Source organism: Neobacillus terrae (genome assembly GCF_011393025.1).
In the GTDB taxonomy this organism is placed as follows: domain Bacteria; phylum Bacillota; class Bacilli; order Bacillales; family Cytobacillaceae; genus Neobacillus_A; species Neobacillus_A terrae.
The window spans coordinates 1-24550 of the sequence record NZ_JAAOEO010000036.1 but is presented as its reverse complement, the minus strand read 5'-3'; the positions used below and the strand labels follow the sequence as shown (position 1 = coordinate 24550).

General features: G+C 40.7%; 24 protein-coding genes and 1 riboswitch. Of the genes, 17 read left to right on the top strand and 7 right to left on the bottom strand.

The annotated features are described in order from the left end of the window. Window positions 1-527 precede the first annotated feature (527 nt). Window positions 528-1433, bottom strand: coding sequence for a nuclease-related domain-containing protein (locus G8761_RS24805; protein WP_166030622.1), 906 nt, complete (start codon window positions 1431-1433; stop codon window positions 528-530). Between the two features lie 623 nt (window positions 1434-2056). Between G8761_RS24805 and G8761_RS24800 the strand changes: the two genes are divergently transcribed. Further along, window positions 2057-3238 carry an alanyl-tRNA editing protein gene (locus G8761_RS24800; RefSeq protein WP_166030621.1) on the top strand — a complete coding sequence of 394 codons (1182 nt, stop codon included), beginning with the start codon at window positions 2057-2059 and terminating at the stop codon, window positions 3236-3238. A 52-nt stretch (window positions 3239-3290) separates the two neighbouring features. Here G8761_RS24800 and G8761_RS24795 read toward each other — a convergent pair whose 3' ends face one another. After that, the gene (locus G8761_RS24795; RefSeq protein WP_166030620.1) at window positions 3291-4598 is read right to left on the bottom strand and encodes a nucleobase:cation symporter-2 family protein; all 1308 of its coding nucleotides are present in this window, start codon (window positions 4596-4598) and stop codon (window positions 3291-3293) included. Continuing rightward, on the bottom strand, window positions 4595-5191 hold the full coding sequence (locus G8761_RS24790) for a xanthine phosphoribosyltransferase (RefSeq protein ID WP_166030619.1): 597 nt from the start codon (window positions 5189-5191) through the stop codon (window positions 4595-4597). The genes G8761_RS24795 and G8761_RS24790 overlap by 4 nt, the downstream gene beginning before the upstream one ends. Window positions 5192-5312: 121 nt before the next feature. Next, a riboswitch (purine riboswitch) is annotated at window positions 5313-5414 on the bottom strand. Window positions 5415-5643: 229 nt separating this feature from the next. On the opposite strand from G8761_RS24790, the gene G8761_RS24785 reads away from it, so the two are divergent. Next, on the top strand, window positions 5644-6030 hold the full coding sequence (locus tag G8761_RS24785) for a DUF3862 domain-containing protein (protein WP_166030618.1): 387 nt from the start codon (window positions 5644-5646) through the stop codon (window positions 6028-6030). A 105-nt stretch (window positions 6031-6135) separates the two neighbouring features. Here G8761_RS24785 and G8761_RS24780 read toward each other — a convergent pair whose 3' ends face one another. Continuing rightward, a complete protein-coding gene (locus G8761_RS24780) occupies window positions 6136-6765 on the bottom strand; it encodes an SdpI family protein (RefSeq protein ID WP_166030617.1) in 630 nt (209 codons plus the stop codon). A gap of 4 nt (window positions 6766-6769) precedes the next feature. Beyond that, window positions 6770-7048: an autorepressor SdpR family transcription factor gene (locus tag G8761_RS24775; protein ID WP_166030616.1), complete on the bottom strand. Its 279-nt coding sequence runs from the start codon at window positions 7046-7048 to the stop codon at window positions 6770-6772. 139 nt (window positions 7049-7187) lie between these two features. On the opposite strand from G8761_RS24775, the gene G8761_RS27455 reads away from it, so the two are divergent. The 3 genes from G8761_RS27455 to G8761_RS24760 all read left to right on the top strand — a co-directional run bounded on the left by G8761_RS27455 (window position 7188) and on the right by G8761_RS24760 (window position 8612). Then, window positions 7188-7415 carry a VOC family protein gene (locus tag G8761_RS27455; RefSeq protein WP_243450142.1) on the top strand — a complete coding sequence of 76 codons (228 nt, stop codon included), beginning with the start codon at window positions 7188-7190 and terminating at the stop codon, window positions 7413-7415. Window positions 7416-7671: 256 nt separating this feature from the next. Then, a complete protein-coding gene (locus G8761_RS24765) occupies window positions 7672-7881 on the top strand; it encodes a TM2 domain-containing protein (protein WP_166030615.1) in 210 nt (69 codons plus the stop codon). A gap of 278 nt (window positions 7882-8159) precedes the next feature. Beyond that, entirely contained in the window at window positions 8160-8612 is a 453-nt protein-coding gene (locus G8761_RS24760) for an SgcJ/EcaC family oxidoreductase (protein WP_166030614.1), read from the top strand. Window positions 8613-9146: 534 nt separating this feature from the next. On the opposite strand, the gene G8761_RS28195 is transcribed toward G8761_RS24760, so the two are convergent. Next, window positions 9147-9674, bottom strand: coding sequence for a CotG/ExsB N-terminal domain-containing protein (locus G8761_RS28195; RefSeq protein ID WP_420800283.1), 528 nt, complete (start codon window positions 9672-9674; stop codon window positions 9147-9149). Window positions 9675-10188: 514 nt separating this feature from the next. Beyond that, complete coding sequence (locus G8761_RS24755; protein ID WP_166030613.1) at window positions 10189-10725, bottom strand: Rossmann-fold NAD(P)-binding domain-containing protein; 537 nt, start codon at window positions 10723-10725, stop codon at window positions 10189-10191. Window positions 10726-10801: 76 nt separating this feature from the next. Between G8761_RS24755 and fosM the strand changes: the two genes are divergently transcribed. The 12 genes from fosM (at window position 10802) to G8761_RS24695 (ending at window position 24317) form a co-directional block, all read left to right on the top strand. Then, window positions 10802-11221: a FosM family fosfomycin resistance protein gene (fosM, locus tag G8761_RS24750; protein WP_166030612.1), complete on the top strand. Its 420-nt coding sequence runs from the start codon at window positions 10802-10804 to the stop codon at window positions 11219-11221. Window positions 11222-11321: 100 nt separating this feature from the next. Next, window positions 11322-11645 (top strand): Mpo1-like protein, encoded by a 324-nt coding sequence (locus G8761_RS24745; protein ID WP_166030611.1) that lies wholly within the window; start codon window positions 11322-11324, stop codon window positions 11643-11645. A gap of 16 nt (window positions 11646-11661) precedes the next feature. Further along, entirely contained in the window at window positions 11662-12711 is a 1050-nt protein-coding gene (locus G8761_RS24740) for a class I SAM-dependent methyltransferase (RefSeq protein WP_243450141.1), read from the top strand. An 80-nt stretch (window positions 12712-12791) separates the two neighbouring features. Further along, window positions 12792-13118, top strand: coding sequence for a hypothetical protein (locus G8761_RS24735; protein ID WP_166030610.1), 327 nt, complete (start codon window positions 12792-12794; stop codon window positions 13116-13118). 404 nt (window positions 13119-13522) lie between these two features. Then, window positions 13523-15208, top strand: coding sequence for a serine hydrolase domain-containing protein (locus G8761_RS24730; RefSeq protein ID WP_166030609.1), 1686 nt, complete (start codon window positions 13523-13525; stop codon window positions 15206-15208). A 22-nt stretch (window positions 15209-15230) separates the two neighbouring features. Further along, window positions 15231-17318, top strand: a complete 2088-nt coding sequence (locus tag G8761_RS24725) for a glycoside hydrolase family 3 N-terminal domain-containing protein (RefSeq protein ID WP_166030608.1) — start codon at window positions 15231-15233, stop codon at window positions 17316-17318. A gap of 21 nt (window positions 17319-17339) precedes the next feature. Further along, window positions 17340-18590, top strand: a complete 1251-nt coding sequence (locus tag G8761_RS24720; RefSeq protein ID WP_166030607.1) for an exo-beta-N-acetylmuramidase NamZ family protein — start codon at window positions 17340-17342, stop codon at window positions 18588-18590. A gap of 460 nt (window positions 18591-19050) precedes the next feature. Further along, entirely contained in the window at window positions 19051-19914 is an 864-nt protein-coding gene (locus G8761_RS24715; RefSeq protein ID WP_166030606.1) for an HAD family hydrolase, read from the top strand. Between the two features lie 126 nt (window positions 19915-20040). Then, window positions 20041-20958 carry an N-acetylmuramic acid 6-phosphate etherase gene (gene murQ, locus G8761_RS24710; RefSeq protein WP_166030605.1) on the top strand — a complete coding sequence of 306 codons (918 nt, stop codon included), beginning with the start codon at window positions 20041-20043 and terminating at the stop codon, window positions 20956-20958. 15 nt (window positions 20959-20973) lie between these two features. Then, window positions 20974-21828 carry an SIS domain-containing protein gene (locus tag G8761_RS24705; RefSeq protein WP_166030604.1) on the top strand — a complete coding sequence of 285 codons (855 nt, stop codon included), beginning with the start codon at window positions 20974-20976 and terminating at the stop codon, window positions 21826-21828. A 132-nt stretch (window positions 21829-21960) separates the two neighbouring features. Further along, entirely contained in the window at window positions 21961-23313 is a 1353-nt protein-coding gene (locus G8761_RS24700; protein WP_166030603.1) for a PTS transporter subunit EIIC, read from the top strand. Then, complete coding sequence (locus G8761_RS24695) at window positions 23310-24317, top strand: MupG family TIM beta-alpha barrel fold protein (protein WP_166030602.1); 1008 nt, start codon at window positions 23310-23312, stop codon at window positions 24315-24317. Before G8761_RS24700 ends, G8761_RS24695 begins: the two co-directional genes overlap by 4 nt. The last annotated feature ends 233 nt before the right edge of the window (window positions 24318-24550 follow it).

Sequence of the window (24550 nt, the reverse complement as noted above, 5' to 3'; positions counted from 1 at the left end):
GGGTAAATGTCTTTAATAAGGCCTCTTGAGGACAAACAACTAGAAAAAGAGGAGTACAAAGTCTTTAATAGATTCAAATTCATAAATAATTAGGATTTAATGTCGTTAATAAGCCTTATTGAGGACAAACTGTTAGAACATGAATGGGTAAATGTCTTTAATAAGGCCTCTTGAGGACAAACAACTAGAAAAAGAGGAGTACAAAGTCTTTAATAGATTCAATTTCAAATAGAATTGGGAAGCAATGGCGGTAATATGCCTTATTGAGGACAATTAGATAGAAAAAGAGTGGGTAAATGTCTTTAATAAGGCCTCTTGAGGACAAACTTCTATAAAAAGAGGAGAACAAAGTCTTTAATAGATTCAATTTCAAATAAAATTGGGAAGCAATGGCGGTAATATGCCTTATTGAGGACAATTAGATAGAAAAAGAGTGGGTAAATGTCTTTAATAAGGCCTCTTGAGGACAAACTTCTATAAAAAGAGGAGAACAAAGTCTTCAATAACCACTTTACTAGCTATTGCTTCTACTGATAAAAAGCCCATTGTCCTAACCCGTAAATTTTATAGTTCTTCGCAAGTATTCTACTAATCCTCTTTTTGTGAAAACTCCTACCGCACCACTCGTAAATTTCATTTGTTGTTATTTTTCTCTCCGGAAACAGTAGCTTATATTCCTTCGCAGCTTCTAAAACGGTTGTCTCAACTATTTCTGTAAAACCACACTCTATACATGTTATTAGATACCTATCAATGGAAACAGAAAATGAACTGCATTTTGGACAAAAGATCCCTTTTTTGAGCTGCTGATAATCATACACTGGCAAACGGGCGAAGAGGGATTCATCAAGATGAAGAGAAAGCAGTTTATCTGCGAGTTTCCTGTGTGTACTATTTAAGTATGAAGACTTAGTGTTTAATTTTTTCATGAAGCGGTTGAGTTGTGTAGGAAGAATAAATGGGGGGCCCTGTGGGGCTTGAAAAAAGGTGAATTCGGGATGAATGAAAATCACATAAGTATCAATATTATAATGAAATCCGAGGGTTTGAAGGAGTTGACGGAACATGGATTTGGTTCGTTTTAACTGGTCCAATGGATTTTTAATTTCCTTGCCAGAACTTGTATACAAATTTCCATCTTCATACCTAAATTCTCCTTCATAATTTTTAACTTCAAAAAGATAAACTGTTTCCTGAAAAATAATCACCGTATCAATCTGAAACCTGGTGTTATTAACATCTAGCAGGAGGTCGTTTAAAATGAAGCAGTCATTTTGTAACTCACCTGTTAATAAATCAAACTTTAATTCACCTTCAAATCCTTTTTCCAGATTTAAATAATATTTTTCGTCTTCAGATGACAGTTTCATGCGCATGTTTAACAATTTAAGAACTCTTAATAACTCTGACGGTGTACGGGCTTTAAATATCATATTCCACGTCCTTTCTATTCCATCATACTCGCATTTTGAAAAGTAGAAAAATGAAGATTATGTGAAAAAATCGCCCAAATAAGTCGGGCATTTTTTACACCATCAAAGCCATTGACCGAATAATTGTCTGGAACCCGGACACCAAGCGAGCTAAGTCTTAAAATGGTCCCAATCGCTATGTTTCTCGCATAAGATACTTCGATACCATTAAGAACATTCTCAAACTGGTTCCATTCCTTGTTTCACACTGGACACGGACTCACTTTTCAATGTGAAACCAATCGTTTAATTTCGTTTCCATGGAATTATGTGAGTGTCCAAAATGTACGAGTGCAGCCATAAGTTATACTTTCAAAATGATTGAATCGCAGTGAATTATGTTTAAAGCATGAGGATCTGGTGCCGGGGGACCTTTCCGAAAAGGAGGATACCTTCGAAGGGCTTAACAACGGCTGGCCGGCCATCTTGAGCAATTTAAAAACCTGGCTGGAAACGGGAAAGTCACTTCCGCCAATTTCTGTTTGAGCTGCATTCTTTTTTGTCCCAGCCATCCGGCATCTACCGGGTTTTCTTATTTTTAAAATGGTAAAATAAAAGCACTACATAATTAGGAGTGTCAAACGTTGAAAAATAAAATATATTACGAGGATGCGTATAGGACAAACTTCACCTCCAAAATCATCAAATCGGGTCAGGATGAAGACGGCCAGTATGTTGTTTTGGAAGAAACCGCTTTTTACCCAACAGGGGGTGGACAGCCTTATGATATCGGTACTTTAAACGGAGTTTCAGTTGGAAGTGTGGAAGAAAAAGATGGAGAAATCCGTCATTATGTCAGTGGAACTTTGGAAAGAGGAATCGACATACAGGGAGAAATTGATTGGGAGCACCGCTTTGACCATATGCAGCAGCATTCAGGACAGCATATCCTCTCCGCAGCTTTTGATAACACGTTTGGTTATAAAACGGTCAGCTTCCATCTCGGGAAAGAATACCTTACCATCGACCTGAATATTGAACAGCTTCCCGAAGAAGACGCATGGAGGGCGGAGGAGCTGGCAAATCAGATTATCCTTGAAAACCGTCCAATTGAAACGAAATGGGTAAGTGAAGATGAGCTTTCACAGTATACACTCCGAAAAGCCTTAAAAGTTACAGAAGATATCAGACTGGTCATAATACCTGATTACGATTATAACGGCTGTGGCGGAACGCATCCCCGTTCTACTGGGGAAGTGGCCGCAATTAAGATCCTGGATTGGGAGAAGCAAAAAAAGAATACCCGGGTACGTTTTGTTTGCGGAAACCGTGTGAGAAAGCAACTTTCTCAGAAACATAAAGTCCTGACTGAATTAAGTCCTTTGCTGAATGCGTCAGAAGAAAATATGGCTGCAGCCATAAACAGGATTTTGACCGGCACAAAGACACTTGAAAAGGAATTAGAGGCAGCGAAAGAATCCCTTCTTCAATATGAAGGGGCGGAGTTATTATCAGAGAATGATGGACAGGTGGCGGAGCTATTTGCCAACCGTCCCATTCAGGAGCTTCAAAAGCTTGCTAAAATCATGGTCTCATTAAATGAAGATTCAAGGATTATTTTAGTCGCAGAAAATGATGGAAAGCTTCAGTTTGTCTGCGCGAAAGGCAAAAATGCAGAAGGAATTATGAAAGAATGGGCAGCTGCGGCATTCCCGCTTATCAATGGTAAAGGCGGAGGAAATGAAACTTTTGCCCAGGGAGGAGGGGAAGCGCTGGTTTCAGCAGAAGAACTTCTCCAATTCCTTAAAGAAAATTTAGAAGCTTAGAATGATAAAAGAGGCTTGCCAAATCGGCAAGCCTCTCTTGCTTTTCAATGAATCACGCAGCCGCCTGGCTCTCTGTCTTAGCAGCAGACTTTTTTGCAGGCTTTATCACATTGAAAATAATGTTTAAGAAAATAGCAGTAAAGCTGCCTGCTACAATCCCATTATTCGTAAGAATCTTTACGCTCTCCGGCAGATGAGCGAATAGATCGGGAACCGCGGTAACACCAAGCCCCATACCAACAGAACAAGCGATAATTAATAGGTTCTCCTGGGATGCAAACTCTACATTGCTTAACATTTTAATTCCATAGGCGATAACCATTCCAAACATGGCTACCATTGCGCCTCCAAGAACAGGAGTAGGAATAACAGTTGTTAAAGCACCGATTTTAGGAACAAATCCAAGAGCAATTAGAATTCCGCCCATTGTGTAAATGACATTTTTTGTTTTTACACCTGAAAGCTGTACGAGACCAACGTTTTGTGAAAATGTAGTATAAGGGAATGAATTAAATACTGCACCCAGAATAATGGCAAGACCTTCGGCACGATATCCTTTTGATAAATCTTTTTCCGTTAATTTTTTACCAGTGATATCACTTAGAGCGAAGTAGACTCCAGTAGATTCTACTAAACTTACAATGGCAACCAGCGTCATGGTAATAATCGGTGTTAATTCAAAGGATGGGGTAGAAAAATAGAATGGACGAACCATATGGAACCATGAAGCATCAGCTACTGCGGTAAAATTGACTTTACCCATTAGTGAAGCTGCAAGAGTTCCAGCAACTAATCCTAATAAAACGGAGATAGAACGGATAAAACCTTTTGTAAAACGGTAAAGCAAAATAATAAAAAGAAGAGTTCCGAAAGCCAGGCTGATATTGGAAATACTGCCGAAATCCGGACTTCCTTGGCCGCCAGCTATATTGTTCATGGCAACAGGGATAAGTGTTATGCCAATTACTGTGACAACTGAGCCAGTAACAACAGGAGGAAAGAACTTTATCAGCTTTCCAAAAAATTGCGAAATGAGAAGGACCATTAAGCCTGAAATGAGGATGGAGCCATAAACAGCTGAAAGGCCATATTGTCCGCCAATCGCGATGATGGGGCCAACTGCAGTAAAAGTACAGCCTAGTACAATCGGCAATCCTATGCCGAAGAAACGGTTTTGCCAAACCTGCAGAAGGGTAACCAGGCCGCACATTAAAATATCAATGGATACTAAGTAGGTTAATTGTTCTCCAGAGAATTTCAGTGCTCCACCAACGATTAAAGGGACAATAACTGCACCGGCATACATGGCTAACACATGCTGAATGCCTAAAGAGGCAATTTTTAAAGGCTGTTGCTTCATTTGATTAACTCCTCCGCTTCTTGGTTTAAAAATTTTACTTCACCATTTGATAAAGAAGATATTCTTGCTAATGATTCAACCCTGTAACCTTCCTGCTTAAGCAAATCAGCTCCTGGCTGAAATGATTTTTCGATAACAATCCCGATTCCCGTAACCACGGCGTTCGCTTGTTCTGCCATCTTAACCAATGCCAGAGAAGCCTGGCCGTTTGCAAGAAAGTCATCAATAATGAGCACCCGGTCGTTTTCTGTAATGTATTGTTTAGAGATGGAAAGATCATGAGTTTCATTTTTTGTAAACGAATGTACTTTTGCTGTAAGTAAATCGTCTATAAGGGTAGCTGATTTTCTTTTTCTGGCAAAAACAACAGGGACGTTCATATGTAAACCAGTCATTACAGCAGGGGCAATCCCTGACGATTCAATGGTTACAATTTTCGTAATCGAATCCTTTTGAAAAAGCCTGGAAAACTCTTTTCCGATCTCATTCATCAGTTGAGGATCAATCTGATGATTTAAGAAGGAGTCTACTTTTAGAACATTTTCATTTAAAACATTTCCATCAGTATTAATTCTTTCTTCTAGTAATTTCAAGTTGGTTCCCCCTTTTAAAAATAAAAGCCCAAAAGTCATTGTTCACATCAAAATGAGTGAGGCAATGACCTTTGGGCTCTTTGTCCGAAAGGTATAGGAATAGATGGTATTAAAAAATAAACCATTCCCACTACCCACTCATAGTCGGAACGTTAACGGCATTCCGGTAGAAACTTGCAGGCCATATCCCTGCGATTATATGAGTGAAACTTTATTAATTTATTGCCATTATATCTGCCTAAAAGAGTTTAATCAACCCTTTTTTCGAATAATACGAACAATCTTAATAAAAATTACATCATCATTCGCTTTTTGAAAACGATTACTTATAAGCAGTAATAAAGGAAAAGAGTTAATCTGGGAATATATCCAGATAAAAATTTTCCGATTGTATAAAAGGGAAGAAAAAAAAGAGCCAAGTTCCATAAATAAATAGAAAAGGAGCATGTATTATGAACAAAATGTTTAAGTTTGTAGCAATTATGGCCATTGCGGTTGTGGTAGCTATGATGGCCGGATGCAGTAAAGGAGGAACGGCAAACACTACAAATCAGCCAAACACAACCGATTCATCCAATACAGTATCAAAGAAGGAAGCAAAGAAGAATGAAAAGAACAGCATAACCAAAGCAGAGTTTGATCAAATCAAAAACGGAATGAGCAAGGAAGAAGTAGACCAGCTTGTGGGAGGAAAGGGTAAATTGCAGGATCAGTCTGGAGACGGGGATCAAAAAACGGAAGTTTACAAGTATAAGGGCGAAGGTACCGTCGGGGCGAATGCAAGGATCACTTTCAAAAACGGGAAGGTTACGGACAAGCAGCAAACGGAATTGAAATAATAAAAAGATGGGGAAAACCCCATCTTTTTATTTGGCAGCGTTAAAGAATAATGTTGATTCCCGACTATATTGATTGGAGAGGAAAGCGGGCGCTGTGAGCAAAGATCAAAATTGCTTTCGAAAAATCCAATAAGAGTAGCCGATTGGCAGAAATAAAATAACCAGTATAATCGGCAACAATATTTCTGATACACTAGCGGGCATAAAAGATGCAAAAATAAACAGAAAGCCGGAAAGGATAAAAGTTTTCCCTCCAAATCTATGAGTCTTTCTCCAGTTATTTTCGTCGTTAAGCGCCCATGGAGTTTTTATTCCCATAAAATAATTAGTTTTTATCTGAGGCATGTAATTCCCCAAAATTATAAACAGGATTCCAATTAGAATAAGAACAAAATTCCCGGAAAAGACTGTGTAGCCTAAACCGTTTGCAATAATGATTAGATTTAACGCGAAAAATACGAGAGATAAGGAAATATTGATGATGGTAAAGCTCTTAGAAAAATAACCATAGTTTTCTTTTTTGGGATCAATTTTTGGTACATAAGCCAACATTAAATAAGGAATTACCATCGTAGATAGGGAAATAAGCATAGCATTTAATTTTGAAGTATATTCATTCGGTTCTCCCCTAATGTCCCAGTGAATGGGAATTTGAGCTGAAAGCTTCGGGAAAGCAATAAGCCAAATAATGAGAGCGGCCGCCATAAGTATGATTGTAATCAAATGTTTTTTCACGTGATTAACCCCTTTTATTTTCTTTTTGATCGTCCGTGAAGTTAAACGCCCAGCTGATGATATCCTGGAATATGGTAGTATTTAATGAGTAAACAACGAATTGCCCTTTTTTTACGTCCTGTACAAGGCCCGCATTTTTTAAAATCTTCAAATGCTGAGAAATGCTCGGCTTTGACATATTAAAGTGGCCTGAAATTTCCCCTGCCGTTAAATCACTTTCCTTTAACAAGTCAAGAATTTTTCTTCGAGTTGGGTCGGACAGGGCTTTAAAGGTTTCGTTCATATGCCCTCCTAAAGTATTTAAGTATTTAACTAAATAATAAAACAGTGGAAGAAATTTGTAAATACCAAAAAGTAAATTTTTTCCATGAAAAAAGGTGTTTTAGAGGATTAAGGGAATATATTAAGGCGGGGGAATGAATATGAAAAATAAACAAATACATAGCTCGTTAACTGTATTACTAGTTTCCAATCTAGGAAGATCCCAAAAATTCTATCGTGAAAAGTTAGGCTGTGAAGTAACGGAGTGGTGGGTAATAAGAGATGGATTTACGGGGCTTGGGATTAAATTGCTTAAGGCAAACACAGGGGAAGATGTGTGTCCAAATAATAAAGCAAAGGGATATAACAGTCCGGTTCCGGATGTTTAATGCTATGTTGAAAATTGGACAGCATTAGATCAGCTTTACAGAGAGTTTAAAGAAAATGAAGTAGAAGTAGTAGTTGAACCTTGGATCGATGAGACCGCAGGGCCATGGAAAGAGTTTGCGATTGCTGATCCGGATGGGTATTGTATTGCCTTTGGCGGGACCAATCAAAACTGTTAGTGATTTATATAAAAAGTAAATAGAAAAGGGTTTATTTTCACGATATTCTTAAAAGGATGTTAAACATTAGGGGGAAAACATGAACAATCGTCAGTTAATCGCTTTTTTACTTTGCTTCTTTTTAGGAAACATTGGACTCCACCGTTTCTATGTAGGAAAAATTGGTACCGGAATCCTGATGATATTCACTTTTGGAGGCTTCGGAATTTGGGCCCTAATCGATTTAATCCGGATACTTACAGGCGGCTTTACAGATAAAGAGGGCAGAAGCATTAAAGTAGAAATATAGAACGAAAGGAAGGACCGGAATTGTCCGGTCCTTTTTGAGGTAGAAGAATTTATTAAAAGGATAAATTCTGAATGCACGACAAACAGGAAGTTTCATTAAGGCGATAGGCACAGAATCAGGAAACCTTCGTCAGTTATAACAACGAACACAAAAAAAAGAATCGCTTTTTGGAAACGTGCCGTTTTGAGCATGACGAGTACATCACATCTTTGCCTTCACCCCAAGGCCTGGAAATCTCCGTGTTTTCTAATTATAATGAACTTACTTATTTGAAGGGAATGATGAACATGTTGGAGTCTTCTATAACAGCCATTTATCACAATTTATTAGAAGCATGGAACAATAAAAGTGCACAGGATATGGCACAGCTATTCTCTACAGATGGAGAAATGATTGGTTTTGATGGAAGCCAGATTAACGGAAGCGAAGAAATTTTTTCTCACCTTCATCCTATTTTTGAACATCACCAAACAGCCAGCTTTGTCAGCAAGGTGAGAAGCGTTCGTTCATTGGGAACTGAAACGGCGATGCTAAGGGCGATTGCAGGAATGGTTCCGCCGGGCCAGTCAGAAATTAATCCAAAAGTAAATACTCACCATACCCTTATTGTGGTTAAAGAGAATAATGACTGGAAAATTCAGCTGTTTCAAAACACTCCTGCCCAGTTTCATGGACGTCCAGAATTAGTAGAACAAATGACGGAAGAGCTTCGTGAAGTTCTGAATAATTAAGCAGAAAAGGAATTATATGACAGCGCATTATTCCTGTTGCACTTTATGTTAATAAAAAATTTCTTAACACGAGAACCCGCCAAACTATTTTTGACGGGTTTCATATATATAAATTATTCTCATGAATTGAATCATTCTTTTTATTGATTCGAATATTAACTCACTCTGCAACTGCAACTGCACGTTTAGCTTGATGTTTATGAACTGCTGGGAAACGTTCAATCATTTTACCTGTATTGTAAATTTTGATTATGGTTATGAGTGGATGCTTTACACCAGCACCAAACGTGGAAGGACTACTATACCATGAGCTGTAACAATAGCACCTAATGATACATCGTTCTATATAATGATAAAATCAGAGCCTCTTGATCATCATTGATTTTTCGCATTATACTCTTTGACTAATTTCCCCTGCATGTTTGATCCCTTGATGGTTTTAAAGCAAATTAGTAAAGAGATGGGAATCCACATGTCGTGTGAGACGGCATCCGTTTCAAATGAATGATGTCAGGAGTGAAGGTTCAAACTACATCAAGAGCTGCGTCTTGAGCTGCGTCTTGAGCTGCGTCTGGAACTACGTCTCGAAGAACGACGATTTGCACTGCGAGAACGACGGTTGAAACTCCGGCTCGAAGAACGACGATTTGCACTACGTGAACGACGGTTGGAACTGCGGCTCGAACGACGATTCGAACGACGTCTCCTCGAACGACGGTTTGAGCTTTGGCGTGAACGTCGTCTGGAATTACTTCTCAGTGACCTAAACACTATCAATAAACGTGAACGACGTCTTGAACGACGTGAACGACTACGAGAACGACGACTTGAACTCCGGCTTGAACTCCGGCTTACACTCCTACTTGAACTCCGGCTTGAACTCCTACTTGAACTCCTACTTGAACTCCGGCTTGAACTCCGATTTACTCTTCGACTTGACCTTCGACTTGCGCTGCGGCTACTTGAACGTTGACCCCTTGGTTCTTGATACATAAAATCCCTTAATCCTTGTTTTTCACCTTCCCGTACAGCTTCTTGTACCTCTAAAGCTGAGTATCCCACAGAAATCACTCCTTATAATTATATAAAACATGAAAGTTTATTAAACTTATCATGATATAACGTATGTTGAAGGAAATTTTCCGTACAGGACAAACGCATAGATTTAAAAATTAATACAATTTTTGATTCAATTAAAATTGATGATCTGAATGAAATTAAAGCTCTTACTACCTCGTAAAAATGGGGGATATTTTCAAAAGCGCAATCACAAGTACGAAACCAGCTGGTGCATTAAATTTTTTAGTCCATTTTCGAACGAAGGCACGATGATGTTTGTCCACCACTTGGTATAAAAAGCGATGGCTTTAAAACACTAGATAAGGGCAAAAAAATGACTTTTCATTTATAAAAGGCTGTCCATGGTTCATCGACAGCCTCAGCAAAAATGTTCTTTGTTCCTCATTTTCCTGGGAACATTTTTATGATGATGATCTTATAAAAGACCTCTAATTGTGGAAGACTCTTCAAGCTATTTTCTTTGTATTTTATCTTTTTTAATCATTTTTCAGGGTTGCTAGTTTGGCCGCTTTTCCCATGGTTCAACTGTTCCAACAATTTTAACATCATCATTTGATTTAATTGCTTCGATCACTCCGCTTGATATTTCTTTATTTATAAGCCAGCGTGACCCGCCGTTCTCAATCACAAACCCCAGCTTAATTTGATGATACTTCACGTTTTGAGGAAGATTTAATGAATTTTTTAAACCTTCCAGATCGGTACGGCTGCCCACCACCTGAAATACTTGGAACTGTTCTGTTTTAGGGGATAATTCCTGCAAGATAGTATTTAAAGCCATCGGTGCATCTGAGTGAATCCATGCAACTACAAGTTCTATGCCGTCCAGCTTAGTCATTTCTTTCTTCAGTTCCGACTCATTCTTATAATCTGTGAATATAGGTGAAATATAGCCAGAATCAACCTTTTGGATTAATTGATCCATCTTTTGTTTGTTTCTTGCTAATACATGAACTTGAAAGCCCTCGGACGAAAGCCATAATGAAACCTCTGCCAGCATCCCTGTACCCCCAATTACCAAAGCCTTCTTCAATTCTCTCACCCTCGTTTTTACTTTTATTATAAATTAGCGTTAGGAAATTGTATAATTTACCAAAAGGAGGGATTCTATGAAAATAAAAGGCTTAAATCATTTTCTTTTTTCGGTTTCAAATCTGGAAGGTTCGATTGAATTTTATGAGAAGGTATTTGATGCAAAGCTTTTAGTAAAAGGAATAACAACCGCTTATTTTGATTTGAACGGTATGTGGCTTGCTCTTAATGAAGAAAAGGACATTCCCAGAAATGAAATCAATATGTCTTACACTCATATCGCCTTTTCAATCGATGATAAAGATGTTGAAGCTTTTTATAAAAAACTAACAGATTTAAACGTTACTATTCTTGAAGGGCGACCTCGTGATGAAAAGGATAAGAAGTCCATTTATTTTACCGACCCGGATGGCCATAAATTTGAATTCCACACTGGAACATTGGAGGACCGGCTGGATTATTACCGCCAGGAGAAAGGACATATGGAATTTTTCTAGGGGAATAAATTCTGAATTTTTAAAAAGGATTACAGACCGGCTTGTTGAATATTTTATATAAACATAGGAATATCTTGTTTTTAATTAGGAGAGTGGCAGAATGAATTTTAAAAGCTATGAGGAATTTTGGCCTTTTTATTTAACACAGCATAGCAAGCCATCCACCAGGGCATGGCACTTTGTCGGAACAAGCTTTGTCTTTATCTTTATTCTCTTAACCTTGTATACTCAAAATTATTGGCTCCTGATTCTGGCACCAGTAACAGCCTATGCCTTAGCGTGGATCAGCCATTTTTTTATCGAAGGAAATAAACCAGCAACCTTTGGTCATCCCGTTTGGTCGCTTCGGGCTGATTTTAGAATGTATCGTCTGATTTTGCTCGGAAAATTGAAGCAGGAACTTGAAAAAACAGATCACGCTTAAACAGGAGGGTTAAGTTATGATTGAAATGGTGCCGGAAAATCGAGATCAAATCCGCTATTCGGAAGAAAATTTTGGCTGGACGGAGCTTAAGCCAAATTACCGGATAGACTTAAGGAATCCTTCGAACGATGATATTGATCAATTTATAAATGCCAATATGGTTTCTGATTGGTCCCAGCTGAGCTGGAAGGACGTTGGCAAGCCATATGAAGTGAAGACCGTCGCAAAATCAAAACGCGAATGGGAAAAGGATCATGGCGATATGTCAGTGAAAACCTCGTGGGAGTTTTTTAATCGTTCCTTTCATGATTGGTTTGTTAAGGATGTTCCAGGAGAACTGACACAATCGAAGCAGAATTTGAAAAAATACTTTTCAAGATTTCAAATGAGTGATGTGAAAAAGGCACTTGGTGAAACGGTGCGACTGTCTTTATGGAATTATGCTCATCGGATTGAAGACGGAGTCTGGGATCCGCGGGGAAAAAGGGCTCTTTTTAAAGGGCTGGACATAGATAAGCCACGGATACTTTTCATGGGAGCGGCCGAAGGGTATGAAGCCATGCAGCTGCATGCTATGTATCCTGGGGGAGAAGTGGTTATGGTTGATTATGATGAATTCTGTAAGACAGACAGATTTGGACTTTTCCCTGAAAGCTACCCCTTCCTGGGGATTAACCGGGCGACCAATCAGCCAAGAGTTTGTCATAAAGATGATATGAATATCCATTATGTCGTGGATGATATTCGCAACCTTCCGTTTGGTAAGGAGTTCGATATTGTTCTTAGTGTGGGTTTGCTTGAGCATTTCCCTGATGAATACAAACATGAGGTTATGGACTGGCATCGAAAGTTTTTAAAGCCCGACGGATACGCGATCATGACAACGCCAAGGCATCAATTGAAGTCACGACTTTTTTATATGATCATGGCGGATGTAATGAATCACACGTATAGAGAACTTATGGATATTCGCCAAATGGGTCTCTATGTATATGAGGGTGGATTTGATATCCTCAGGCACGGCTTCATTAAAGTTCATAACGGAATAGTCGCGCGGCCCCGGTAAATTCGGAGCCGCTTTTTCTTTGAAGTTTAGTTTTAAATGATAAAGTTTGGTCCACTCTAGGAGGGACAGGAGTGAGGCCTATGAAAAAAATAATTCAATCTATTTCGTATGTCCTTTTGGTGTTGTTATTGGCTTTAGCCTGCTATGGATTTGCCACTGGGATGAATGCTGAAGAAAAAACAGAAGAGGTATCTGGAGTTGTGCAGGGGAAATTTGAGAATCATGTTGTAGCAAATACCTTAAGCAGTTATGAGCTTAATACGGAATATTGGATAAAACTGAAGGATGGCAGGACTCTTCAGCTGCCAGCCAATTTCTATCACAAGGTTAATGCGGGAGACAATGTATCTCTTTTCAAACCGAAAAGCTGCCCTCTTTTCTTACCGCTAAAAGCCGCAAGGAATTAGATGAACCGAAATGTAATCTAAATCATTTCGGTGTTGACTTATCGTAGGGGAAACTAGCTGCACCAAGTATCATCATAAGGTCGTACTTGGTGCAAAATAATTATTGAAATCTTCGAAGAGGAAATCCGCAGTGCGCTATACGCGAGCTGAATGATAAGGAATCCAAAATGAGGTAATTCAGGCAGTTGCATCGCTAAACGGGCATTTGCGTTTTCTTTTTTAAAACGAAAACTGAAACGCGTTTTAAAAATTCCTTCCAAAATCACCCCCCATTATACCCATATATATCCACTTTTAATAGATTAATAGGCCTTATTTGGCATGGACGGCTAACACCTATTTTTATACCCTTAAATTGTATACGTTTACATATTTTCTAACTCTGTAAAAAAAAGGAGGACATCATGAAAAAGAAAGCTTACCTTGTTGCCGCAGTTTGTTCTGTGTGTTTAGGAACAAGCAGTGTCCTGGCTGAAAGCGGGACCGCTCCTATTCCTTCGATTGAAAAACAGGAAAAACATGCATCCCCCACAGCACCGCCTCCGCATCCGATATTCACCTGGAACTCGGATAAAATCCCCGTTACGAGCGTACTTCACCCTGGCTCTGCAAGAGGAGCAGGCATGGTAGAAGCACCTCTGCAAAAAATTGATGGTATTCTAAACCAGGCGATCACCGATCGTGTCATGCCAGGGGCCGTCGTACTGGTAGCCCGTGGAGGAAAGATTGTAAAAGAGGACGCCTATGGATACTCCGCAAAATACTCAGACGGATCCTTTACGGAAATGGCAGACCCAATCACGATGCAGAAGGATACCATTTTCGATTTAGCATCTATTAGTAAGCTCTTTACCTCCACTGCGGTGATGATGCTCTTTGAAAAAGGGTTATTTGGTCTCGATGATCCTGTAGCAAACTATATACCTGAGTTCGCCCAAAATGGAAAAGAAAACGTAACTATTAGGCAGCTTCTCACTCATACTTCCGGTTTCCCTGCCTGGATTCCGTTATACACACAGGGAACTTCCAGAGAGGATCGCCTCCAAATTGTATTTAAACAGAGGTTAACAAATTCTCCGGGTTCAACGTACACCTACAGCGATCTGAATATGATCACCCTGGGGGCATTGGTGGAACGGCTGTCAGGTGAGAGAGAGGACGAATTCGTTAAGGAACATATCACTGGTCCTTTAGGGATGAAGGATACAATGTATAACCCGCCAGCATCTTTGAAAAACAGAATTGCGGCGACAGAATACCAAACAACTCCCAACCGAGGAATGGTTTGGGGACAAGTCCATGATGAAAATGCATGGTCATTGGATGGTGTGGCAGGACATGCTGGTGTATTTTCAACGGCAGAGGATTTAGCCAAGTTTGCCAATATCTTTTTAAATGAGGGAAGGTACGCTGGAAAAACCGTTCTTCAGCCTGAAACAGTGAAGCTGCTGCTTGAAAATCAAAATAAAGGCTTCCCTGGTGATGACCATGGGCTGGGCTGGGAATTGAACCAGGGCTGGTATATGGATGCATTATCTGATGGGGGAACCTTTGGCCATACCGGTTATACGGGAACTTCCATTGTTGTTAGCCAGCTGAATAAAACGATTGCCATTCTTCTTACCAATCGGGTTCATCCATCTCGTAATACTGCTTCAACTAATCAAACGAGAAGATTAGTTGCAAGGCAGGTGGCCGATTCAATTCCTGTTACGATGCCTTCTAAAGAACCTGCATGGTTTGCAGGTTATGGTGATCGTCTGAACAAAACAATGGAGACCGATTTGAATTTAAAGCAGGACTCCACTCTTAGATTCTCAACCTGGTACAGCCTGGAGAACGGCTCGGATTATGGTGATATTGAGATATTTAAAGAGGGTTCATGGCAGCCGCTTGAACAGTTTACTGGCAATAGCAGCGGCTGGGAAAAGAAAGAGCTCACCATTCCAAAGGAAGCAGCGAAACTACGGTTTGTTTATAAAACCGATTCCTCCGTTAACGGCAGGGGCTGGTACATTCAAAATCCGCAATTGGATGATCAATCTCCACTTGATTTTTACAAAAATGATTGGCAGTTAAGAAACTATTAAACTTTTCGGAGGAGGAATAAATATGGGTAAAATGCTGAAAAAACTTACAGTTCCCGTTCTAGCCTTAGGGCTGATGGCTACTCAAAATCCCATGATAGGGATGTCGACCGCCAAAGCAGAAACCGGGGGTGCTAATGATCTCGTTATTGATTTAAATGTTCCGCAGGTTACGAGGGAAGTAAAAAATAATCAAATTGACTTGAACGCCCTTCATGTTAATAGCGATGGCCAATTTATGCAGGCTTTCCAAAATATTAAGTGGAGCTCATCGAACAAAAATGTTGCCTCAGTAGACGAAAACGGTGAGGTAACCCTGACAGGACATACCGGCAAAACATTTATATATGTCAATGATGGCAGCTACAGCGATCGAATTTCCATTCAATATAAAGGAAATCAAGATCAAGTGCTCCTTCAAAAAGAGGAAGGTGATCGCTATGACCTCATTGGAAATGCTATTAAGCATATGACAATTGAGGAAAAGGTTGGCCAAATGCTGATGCCCGATTTCCGCACCTGGAAAGGGAAGAATGTTACCGAGATGAATCCTGAAATCGCTCAGCTTGTGAAGGATTACCATCTTGGTGGTGTTATTCTTTTTAGGGAAAATGTCGTAACAACAGAACAGACAGCTAGGCTTATAGATTCTTATCAGCAGGCTGCAGATAAGTTCAGTCTGGTGACCGCCATTGACCAGGAGGGAGGAATTGTTACACGTTTGCAATCCGGAACAGATATGCCAGGGAATATGGCTCTTGGAGCAACCAGGTCCGAAGAGGTGACCGAAAAAGTAGGCAAAGCCATTGGAGAAGAATTAAAAGCTTTAGGAATTAATATGGACCTTGCGCCAGACCTTGACGTAAATATTAACCCTGATAATCCGGTAATTGGAGTCCGTTCCTTTGGCGGAGATCCGGAACTTGTGGCGAAGCTGGGCAAAGCCTATATCAAGGGTCTGCAGGAAAGCGGGACGGCAGCAACTGGCAAACACTTTCCAGGACACGGAGATACTGCCGTTGACTCTCACTTAGGCCTGCCTGAAGTGCCCTATGATCTTGACCGCTTGAAAAAAATAGAATTATATCCTTTCCAGCAGGCGATGGATGCAGGCATCGATGCGATTATGACAGCTCATGTTACTTTCCCTAAAATCGATGACAGCAAAGCAATCTCTAAAAAGGATGGTACAGAGATTTCCATTCCTGCAACCCTTTCCCATAAGGTATTAACCGGCCTAATGAGGGAGTCCATGGGTTTTAAAGGAGTTATCATTACAGATGCGATGAATATGCAGGCAATCAGTGACCATTTTGGACCTGTGGATGCTGCCATTCGTGCGGTTAAAGCGGGTACGGATATCGTATTAATGCCGGTTGGAATAAGCGAAGTAGCAAATGGTCTTTATAATGAAGTGAAAAGCGGAGATATTCCGGTTGAACGGATTGAGCAGTCCGACGAAAGGATTCTGACTTTAAAACTCCAAAGGGGAATCGTCAAGCCTGAATCAGACACAAGCATTGAAAGCAAGGTGGGCAACGCCATTCAGGTAGTTGGTTCAGAAGAACATAAGCAGGTTGAGAAGGAAGCTGCTTCTAAATCTATTACTCTTGTAAAAAATAATGAAGTCCTTCCAGTTAATACAGCAGAGGGTGATAAAATAGCGGTTGTAGGATACAGCGGTTATTATGTTGACCGGCTTTATTCGCAGGTTAAAAAGCATCATGCCAACACCATTTTTATTGATACATCAAAACCGCTAACATCTCAGCAGATGGACCAGGTCAAGAATGCAAAATATATCATTCTCGGAACCTATACTTCATCTGTTTCAGGAAGAGCGCCGGGAAGCTCTCAAATGCTTTTAGCTAACCAATTAATCTCTCAATCCGGGGTGCCAGTCATTGCGGTAGCAATAAGAAATCCGTATGATATCATGTCCTATCCAAATGTTAATGCTTATCTGACACAGTATGGATTTTCCAATGCCAGCTTTGAAGCCGCAGCCAATACGATTTTTGGCCAGAACAATCCAGTTGGAAAGCTGCCGATTACGATTTTTAATCAAACTGGAGATGTTTTGTATGGATTTGGCCACGGACTATCCTATTAAAAACGAAAAGGAGGCATTTATATGAAAAAATGGATTGCCGGATTGCTCGTTGTAGTCCTAGCCCTCTCAACCTTTTCAGCGGCGATTGCCAAAAATGATAAGGTAAAAAAGAAAGAAAAGTTCCGCTTAGGTATCGAGGTTTTATTACAAGATAAGCTGGATTTGATTAAGGGCAAACGTGTTGGCCTGATCACCAATCCAACCGGGGTAGATCAAAATCTTGACAGTATTGTTGATCTGCTTCACAAAAATCCAAACGTAAAGCTTACCGCATTGTATGGACCGGAGCATGGTGTACGCGGGAGTGCTCAGGCGGGGCAGTATGTTGAAAAATATACGGACGAAAAAACCGGCCTCCCTGTATACAGCTTGTACGGCAGCACCAAAAAGCCTACCCCAGAAATGCTGAAGGACGTGGATGTTCTTTTATTCGACATTCAGGATGTTGGCACACGTTATTACACCTACATCTATACAATGGCACTGGCGATGGAAGCGGCAAAAGAAAATAATATTCCTATCATTGTTCTCGACCGCCCAAATCCAATCAGCGGCACCAAGGTGGAAGGGCCAGTTCTAGAAGATAAGTATTCCTCCTTTGTTGGAGAATTCCCTATTCCTGTCCGCCACGGTATGACAGTAGGGGAGCTTGCGGAGCTATTCAATAAAGAATTTGGCATTGGAGCCGATTTAACCGTAGTGAAAATGGATGGCTGGAAACGCAATATGTATTATGATGATACATCGCTGCAGTTTATCATGCCATCACCAAACATGCCGACTTTGGATACAGCCCTTGTTTATCCGGGTGCCTGTTTGATTGAAGGTACAAATGTTTCCGAGGGAAGAGGAACGACAAGACCATTTGAATTAATTGGCGCACCTTTTATTGATGGGTCTGCCCTTGCAGATAAGTTAAACTCATATCATTTGCCTGGTGTAAAATTCAGAGATTCATCCTTTATTCCGACCTTCTCTAAATTTACGAATCAGCTGGCACATGGAGTGCAAATTCATGTAACCGACCGAAACTCCTTTAAGCCTTTTGAAACTGGCCTATATATTGTGAAAACCATTCATGATATGTATCCTGGACAATTCCAATTCCGAACTCCAGGAAGCAATGGAATTTCCTACTTTGATAATCTAGTTGGAAACGGATCAATCCGCTCCGACATCGAACAGGGAAAATCAGTCGAGGAAATGGAAGCAGCCTGGCAGCAGGACCTCAACAAATTCATGGAAACACGGGAAAAGTATCTTTTATATTAATTTAAATTCCAAAAAAGCAGTGAGATGATAGTCATCTCACTGTTTTTTTCTTTTGGCTGTGTTAATGAACAGTTTTGATTTTATCTATGTTGATTGTAGAGGAAGGACACGAGACTCCTCGAAAATGCATTCGCTTTTCTTCGTGCGTGGGTTGACTCAAAGATGCTAATTCAATGTCCAGCGGGAAAAGCAGGCCAGGCCGTGACCCCGCAGGTCTTTTACGACCGAGGAGGCGTGCTCCTGCGCCATAGAATATTCGAAGAAGTGAGCCTTCAGCTCGTCGCAATGCTGCAAGTAGCATAACAAAGATGCTTATCACGAAGTTATTTACAGGCAGTAGCTTGCTTGCCCGCGGAAAGCGAGTCTATTTTTAAAAGAAGGAATAAATCTAACTGTTGTTGAAATATAATTTTATAAAAAGTACAATTATTTTGAAAAATATTTACGAAGGGGTGCAGCGATGAAATATTCCTTATTGGCAACAGATTTAGATGGAACCCTACTAAATGAAGATAAAGAAATAGACAGCAAAACGATTGAAGCGATCCATGAATTTCGCTCCAGAGGAGGAAGAGTGGTCATCAGCAGCGGCCGTTCCCCTTTGTCGACTAAATGGATTGCGGAAACGATTGGCCTAAAGAATGAACCGATTATTGCCTATAATGGCGCAGTCATCCTAGATGAAGAAGGAAAGGTATTGGAGCAATATCCATTCCAAAACGAAGCGCTTTTATCCTTTCTGGATGCTTGCCAGGAAGAAGGAGTTTATGCTCAATTTTATGAGGGAGACAACCTGCTTGTCTCTGAGAAAGCAAAATGGAATTTAAACTGGATTGAAAATAATATACCAGAATTAAAAAACATAGGAGGGAGAAAGGAACTCTGTGACCGCTATAGAGAAAAATGCCAGGTAAAACTGGTTGAAAATCTCCGGGGCTATATTAGGGAGAATCAGCCAAACATCACCAAGATTGCCGTTTTTAATGAAGGTGGTTCTTTAAGGGATTTTTCAGAAAAAATTGCACAGGAATATGATCACTTTGAAATAAGCAGCAGCCTTAATTATTTGAATCTGGAAATCTCCCCGTCTGGAATAACAAAAGCCGCCTCGTTAGGGAAAGTGGCTGAACATCTTGGTATACCATTATCCCAAACAGCAGCTATCGGTGATAACTTCAATGATATGTTCATGCTGGAGATGGCGGGCCTTGGAATTGCCATGGGGAACGCTCCAGATGAAGTCAAGCGTCATGCTGATGCTGTCACTTTAACAAATAATGAAGGAGGGGCCGGAAAAGCAATTCAGGATTATTTGCTTTTTTAAAATAGTTTTAAAAAATAATTTCATACTTTTCATTAATATATTGAATTTATATTTTAACCATCTTATAATAAAATCAATAAGAAAACGCTTTCAAAGATGAAGCAGTAAACCGGAGGATACAAAGATATGGGTGAAAATCTGCAATTATTAACAACAGAAATACGAAACGAAAACTCCATGAATATGGACCGTATGTCCCCAGGTGAGATTCTTCGCATTATGAATGAAGAGGATCTAAAGGTGGCATTAGCCGTTCAGGAGGTTCTCCCGGATGTGGAGGCAGCTGTACAATATGTCCTTCATTCGTTTCAAAACGGCGGCAGGCTCATCTATATGGGAGCGGGAACCAGCGGTCGCCTCGGTGTTCTTGATGCAGTGGAATGTCCGCCAACCTTCAGTACTGATTCAAAAATGGTACAGGGACTTATCGCTGGCGGTGAAAGAGCTTTTATTAAAGCGGTTGAAGGTGCGGAAGACAGTCCTGAGCTTGGAGAGCAGGATTTAAAAGACATTGGATTAACTAGTCATGATACGGTTATTGGAATTGCAGCAAGCGGCAGGACTCCGTATGTCATTGGTGCTTTAAAATATGCGCGAAGAATGGGTGCAAGAACAATCGCCCTTTCCTGCAATAAAAATGCCGCAATCAGCAGAGAGGCTGATCATAGCATTGAAGTAATAACAGGGCCGGAGGTTTTAACAGGATCGACTCGCCTGAAGGCTGCGACCGCCCATAAAATGATTTTAAATATGATTTCCACCTCTTCTATGATTTTAATAGGCAAAGCATATGAGAACTTAATGGTTGATGTCCATGTTAGCAATCAAAAGCTGAAGGAGAGGGCTATATCTATCATACGAAAAATTTCTGGTGCCTCTTATGAAAAGGCATTGGCGGCACTAGAAGAATCTGATCTTCATGTTAAGTCCGCAATAGTGATGATAATGGCAAATGTAACAAAACATAAAGCAATGGAGCTTTTAGAGCAGGCCGATGGTTATGTCCGGGCTGCGATTGAAAAAGCCGAAGTTGAAGGAATTTAAAGGTGGTAGTGTGTTGTGGCAACAGGCGGTTTAAAAATGATTCAAAATATGCTCGAGCAGCTTCCGACCTCCGAGCGTAAAATTGCGCAATATATTCTCGAAAACCCTAGAACCATTGTAAACAGTACTGTAAATGATTTAGGGAACCATGCCAATACCAGCGGAGCAGCAGTCATCAGGCTTTGCAAATCGCTGGGTCTCAATGGGTTCCAAGATCTAAAGGTTCGAATTGCCGGAGATCTGGTAAAGCCGGTGGAACAAGGATACCGCGATATAGAACCGGGTGAACCATTCTTCTCGATTGTACAAAAAACAACAAGCAACAGTATCCAAAGCATTCGAGATTCAGAGGAAATGATTAATTACGAAGAGACTGAAAGGGCAGTTCAAACACTTTTGAATGCCAGCAGCGTCCATTTCTTTGGAATTGGAGCCTCTAATATAATCGCACAGGATGCACAGCAAAAGTTTCTTCGTATCAATAAAGGGTCAACCGCTTTTTCGGATACGCATCTTGTCGCTACGTTAATCGCAAATGCCAAAAAGGATGATGTTGTTTTTGGAATATCGCATTCTGGTGAAACCCCTGAAGTTGTACAAATTATGGCACTTGCCAAAAAGAATGGTGTAAAAACCATCAGTTTGACTAAGTATGGGCATTCACCCGTTTCCTCTCTTGCAGATATTAAAATGTACACTTCCTACTCACAGGAAGCTCCATTTCGCAGTGCAGCAACATCGTCACGCCTTGCCCAGCTCTATATGATTGATATTTTATTTTTGGCGATGGCAACGGAACAGTACACAGAAACTGTCGACCATATTGATCGAACCAGGGAAGCGATCCGCTTTTTAAAAGAGGGGAAATAACTATCGATTCATTTTTGGAGGTGATGCCCGGAAAAATGCGTTTATCTTTCGGTCAACTATTCATACCGGCAAAGGGAATGATTCACGGATTCGCATTATGAGAGGGAACAGAATAGGAATGGGGGAAATATGATGGCTGGAGAAAATAAACTGCTCGCGGAGAAGCTTCTCAAGGAATTGGGTGGTTCGGGAAATATCGCCGATTTTACAAATTGCATGACAAGGCTTCGTGTTAAAGTTTACGATGATTCACTCGTTAATAAAGAAGCAATCAAGAAAACTGATGGAGTTATAGGGCTGGTTGAAGAAGAGACTTATCAAATTATTCTTGGCCCTGGCAAGGTGAATAAAGTAACAGATGAATTTGGAAGAATCGTAGGTGAAATTAATCTGAAGGACCGGGCTTCAGCCAATAAAGCTGAGATCAATAGAAAGAATGCTACACCTTTTAAGCTTTTCCTTCGTAAAATTTCAAGTATCTTTATTCCATTAATCCCGGCACTGGTTGCTTCCGGACTAATTACAGGAATTACAAAAGCCATTGTTCAGGCAGGATGGCTGTCAGCTACTTCCACTACTGCTGTGGTACTAAACCTTATTGGCGGAGCGCTGTTTGGTTATCTTGGGATTCTAGTAGGTATGAACGCAGCGAAAGAGTTTGGAGGTTCTCCTGCACTTGGAGCACTGGCAGGAATCCTGATCATCAACCCTGCTGCAGCCGGCATTAAGCTGTTTGGCACTGAACTGCTTCCTGGCCGAGGCGGATTGATTGGAGTTTTACTGGCCGCCATTTTTATCGCTTATGTTGAAAAGCGTATACGTAAATATGTTCCACAATCGCTTGATATTATTTTAACGCCGACTATTGCATTATTAATTACCGGAATTATTACTTATCTTGTTTTCATGCCAATTGGCGGTTGGGTTTCAGACGCGATTACACAGGGACTTACTTCCGTATTACACGTTGGCGGAGTGGTGGCTGGCTTTGTATTGGGCGCTACTTTCCTGCCGCTCGTCGTTACAGGCTTGCACCAAGGTTTAACACCAATACACCTTGAACTTATTAATAAGCTTGGCAATGACCCTCTTCTGCCGATTCTTGCTATGGGTGGCGCAGGGCAAGTAGGAGCAGCATTTGCCATTTATTTTAAAACTAAAAAGAAACGTTTAAGAAGAGCCATTGGCGGAGCCCTTCCATCTGGAATTTTAGGAATTGGCGAACCCTTAATCTTCGGTGTTACTCTGCCGCTCGGCCGTCCATTTTTAACAGCCTGCTTAGGAGCAGGAGTAGGTGGAGCTTTCCAGGCAGCCTTCAATGTGTCCACTCTGGCGATTGGGGTTTCTGGTTTACCGCTTGCCTTCCTTGTGATTACCGGAAAAGTATTAATCTATCTTCTTGGTGTAATCATCGCTTATGCAGCAGGCTTCCTGTTTACTTATTTATTTGGTTTTAAAGACGAGATGGCTGGTGAATTTGATTGATCGGTATTTCCTTCTATTTGAACGATCCACTTGCGGAGTCCCGGCTGGAAACAGCCGGTAAACAGGGTGTGAAGCGGGCTTTTACCTCGCTTCACATCCCGGAAGAATCGGGAGACCTTGCAGATAGGGCGAAAAAGCTGCTGCAAAAGGCAAAGGAAGAGGGGATTGAGGTGTATGCGGATGTATCCTACCGCACACCATCCCATCTTGGCCTAGAAAATTTAAACGAATTAAAAAACCTCGGAGTGGGCGGGCTTCGCCTGGATGATTTCTTTCAATCTGGTACGATTATCCAGCTTTCAAAAGAGTTTAAAATAGCTGTTAATGCCAGTATTTTATTTGAAGATGATCTAAATGCGCTTTTGGCTTTAGGACTTGAGCCAGAACAGGTTATAGCCTGGCATAATTTTTACCCGCGTCCGGAAACCGGTCTGGATGAGCAATTTTTTAGGGAGCAGAACGCTTTATTTCAAAAGTTGGGAATCCCTGTTGCTGCCTATGTTCCTGGAGATGGTGAGAAGAGGGGCCCTCTTTACGAAGGGCTGCCAACACTTGAAAATCACCGGAATTTAGATCCGTTTTTGGCTGCATTGGAATTGTACCAGTGCGGAATAGAAGATGTTTATATAGGGGATCCCGAAGTTAGCGGGTCACTTTTACAAAAGATAATGGAATTTGAACAAACGAAAACAATTGCAATAAGAGTTGAAGGGCTTGTGAGCGGTGAATTCAGCCTGAGACCTGACTTTGCCAGAGATGTCTTGCGGCTAATGGACACAAGAAGAACAGAACCGGTTTCACCTGCAAACACCGTTGCCCGTTCAAGAGGAACCATTACAATGGATAATGATTTATATGGGCGCTATCGCGGTGAAGTGCAAGTAGTACTAAACCCGCTGCCTGCAGACGAGCGGGTAAATGTGATCGGAAGAGTAATAGAGGAGGATATCCCGCTGCTCTCCTATATAAGGCCAGGCCAAAGAATTAAAATGATAGAGGTTTAAGAAAAGCATGCCCTGCGAGGCATGCTTTTTTATTGAGGACATTTGGATACAATAAAAGAGGTCAAATGTCTTTAATAAGCACTCTTGAGGACATTCGGTTTAACAAATGAAGTTCCATTGTCTTCAATAAACACCATAGAAGCAATTTTGGCACATAAATTAGGATGAACAGGTCTCATTGAGGACATATGGATACAAAAAAAGAGGTTCTTTGTCTTTAAGAAGCACTCTTG

Bases quoted from the DNA above. Each gene is read 5' to 3' on its own strand.
- G8761_RS24745 (WP_166030611.1), top strand. From the start codon at position 11,322: ATGAATTTTAAAAGCTATGAGGAATTTTGGCCTTTTTATTTAACACAG.
- G8761_RS24805 (WP_166030622.1), bottom strand. From the start codon at position 1,433: ATGATATTTAAAGCCCGTACACCGTCAGAGTTATTAAGAGTTCTTAAA.
- murQ (WP_166030605.1), top strand. From the start codon at position 20,041: ATGGGTGAAAATCTGCAATTATTAACAACAGAAATACGAAACGAAAAC.
- fosM (WP_166030612.1), top strand. From the start codon at position 10,802: ATGAAAATAAAAGGCTTAAATCATTTTCTTTTTTCGGTTTCAAATCTG.
- G8761_RS24775 (WP_166030616.1), bottom strand. From the start codon at position 7,048: ATGAACGAAACCTTTAAAGCCCTGTCCGACCCAACTCGAAGAAAAATT.
- G8761_RS24765 (WP_166030615.1), top strand. From the start codon at position 7,672: ATGAACAATCGTCAGTTAATCGCTTTTTTACTTTGCTTCTTTTTAGGA.
- G8761_RS24700 (WP_166030603.1), top strand. From the start codon at position 21,961: ATGGCTGGAGAAAATAAACTGCTCGCGGAGAAGCTTCTCAAGGAATTG.
- G8761_RS24735 (WP_166030610.1), top strand. From the start codon at position 12,792: ATGAAAAAAATAATTCAATCTATTTCGTATGTCCTTTTGGTGTTGTTA.
- G8761_RS24740 (WP_243450141.1), top strand. From the start codon at position 11,662: ATGATTGAAATGGTGCCGGAAAATCGAGATCAAATCCGCTATTCGGAA.
- G8761_RS24730 (WP_166030609.1), top strand. From the start codon at position 13,523: ATGAAAAAGAAAGCTTACCTTGTTGCCGCAGTTTGTTCTGTGTGTTTA.
- G8761_RS24720 (WP_166030607.1), top strand. From the start codon at position 17,340: ATGAAAAAATGGATTGCCGGATTGCTCGTTGTAGTCCTAGCCCTCTCA.
- G8761_RS24715 (WP_166030606.1), top strand. From the start codon at position 19,051: ATGAAATATTCCTTATTGGCAACAGATTTAGATGGAACCCTACTAAAT.
- G8761_RS24795 (WP_166030620.1), bottom strand. From the start codon at position 4,598: ATGAAGCAACAGCCTTTAAAAATTGCCTCTTTAGGCATTCAGCATGTG.
- G8761_RS24785 (WP_166030618.1), top strand. From the start codon at position 5,644: ATGAACAAAATGTTTAAGTTTGTAGCAATTATGGCCATTGCGGTTGTG.
- G8761_RS24725 (WP_166030608.1), top strand. From the start codon at position 15,231: ATGGGTAAAATGCTGAAAAAACTTACAGTTCCCGTTCTAGCCTTAGGG.
- G8761_RS27455 (WP_243450142.1), top strand. From the start codon at position 7,188: ATGAAAAATAAACAAATACATAGCTCGTTAACTGTATTACTAGTTTCC.
- G8761_RS24760 (WP_166030614.1), top strand. From the start codon at position 8,160: ATGATGAACATGTTGGAGTCTTCTATAACAGCCATTTATCACAATTTA.